Below are 1022 nucleotides of genomic sequence, written 5' to 3'. Positions count from 1 at the left end.
CCGGCTGAAGCCGGCTACCGGCTTTAGCCGGCTGAAGCCGGCTACCGGCTTTAGCCGGCTGAAGCCGGCTACCGGCTGAAGCCGGCTACCGGCTTTAGCCGGCTTTAGCCGGCTGAAGCCGGCTACCGGCTTTAGCCGGCTGAAGCCGGCACTCCAATCGCCAGCCCATAGGCTTTTCAGACAGTCTTTCAGGCGCAAGAGCTAAACGCATGCAGGCTGCCCGTGTGTCGTTTCGATCGAGGTAGAGGCACTGGCGCAAAGGAGGCCACAAGGGGTTCAAGGCAATGCACAAGCTCAACCTTGGAGATAAAGCCGTCGGCACCTGCGACACGCGCAGCCTGCTCGTAGCGCGGCGAATCATAGATGCTCATCACAATCACATGGGGGGCAGCGGGTTGAGCCTTGAGGTTCCGAATCAGACCAAAGGTCGTCTGATCTGCCTGGATAAAATCAATCAACACAAAATCGGGGCGCAGAAGTGCGATTCTATCGAGTGCTTGGTTGAGATCTGCTGCGGCGCCAACAATCTGCACATAGTCACTCTCAGCGAAGAGCGCACAGGTGGCTTCGACAAGCGCCGAGTTGGGATCGATGAGAAAGATGCGGGTGCGAGCCATGACTGGTGCTCCTCTCATTGATGGTCGTGCCAGGCACGACCTGTGTCTAAACCTAAGCATAATAGGTTGCAGCGTACCTGTCTATCAGGAAATTCCTGAATGGAAGAACAACGAAACACGCTTGACTCGGATCAATTTCAGCGTATAATAGGCTTCTGTGTGGGGAGATGACGGAGTGGTTGAACGTGCTCGTCTCGAAAACGAGTAGGGTGTAAAAAGCCCTCGGGAGTTCGAATCTCCCTCTCCCCGCCACCTATCAGAGGGCGCTTGGTGTACATTACGCCAAGCGCCCTCTGATATATGACGCGGAGATTCTGCGGGGGCCATGCCTTCAAAGGGTTTCACCAAATTACACGACTACGGATAGATAATGACACAGTTACAGGTACAAAAAGAGCAATACCG

General features: G+C 55.1%; 1 protein-coding gene and 1 tRNA gene. One reads left to right on the top strand and one right to left on the bottom strand.

Annotation, left to right across the window (positions count from 1 at the left end; translation table 11 throughout):
- Positions 1-188: 188 nt before the first annotated feature.
- A complete protein-coding gene (locus CJ255_RS22095) occupies positions 189-617 on the bottom strand; it encodes a response regulator (RefSeq protein WP_165774894.1) in 429 nt (142 codons plus the stop codon).
- A gap of 161 nt (positions 618-778) precedes the next feature.
- Between CJ255_RS22095 and CJ255_RS22090 the strand changes: the two genes are divergently transcribed.
- A tRNA-Ser gene (locus CJ255_RS22090) sits at positions 779-869 on the top strand.
- Positions 870-1022: the final 153 nt, after the last annotated feature.

Source organism: Candidatus Viridilinea mediisalina (genome assembly GCF_002532535.1).
In the GTDB taxonomy this organism is placed as follows: Bacteria; Chloroflexota; Chloroflexia; order Chloroflexales; family Chloroflexaceae; genus Viridilinea; species Viridilinea mediisalina.
This window is presented reverse-complemented; position numbering and strand designations above follow the sequence as displayed.

Excerpts from the sequence above, each read along its gene's own strand:
- CJ255_RS22095 (WP_165774894.1), bottom strand. The coding sequence starts at position 617 with ATGGCTCGCACCCGCATCTTTCTCATCGATCCCAACTCGGCGCTTGTC.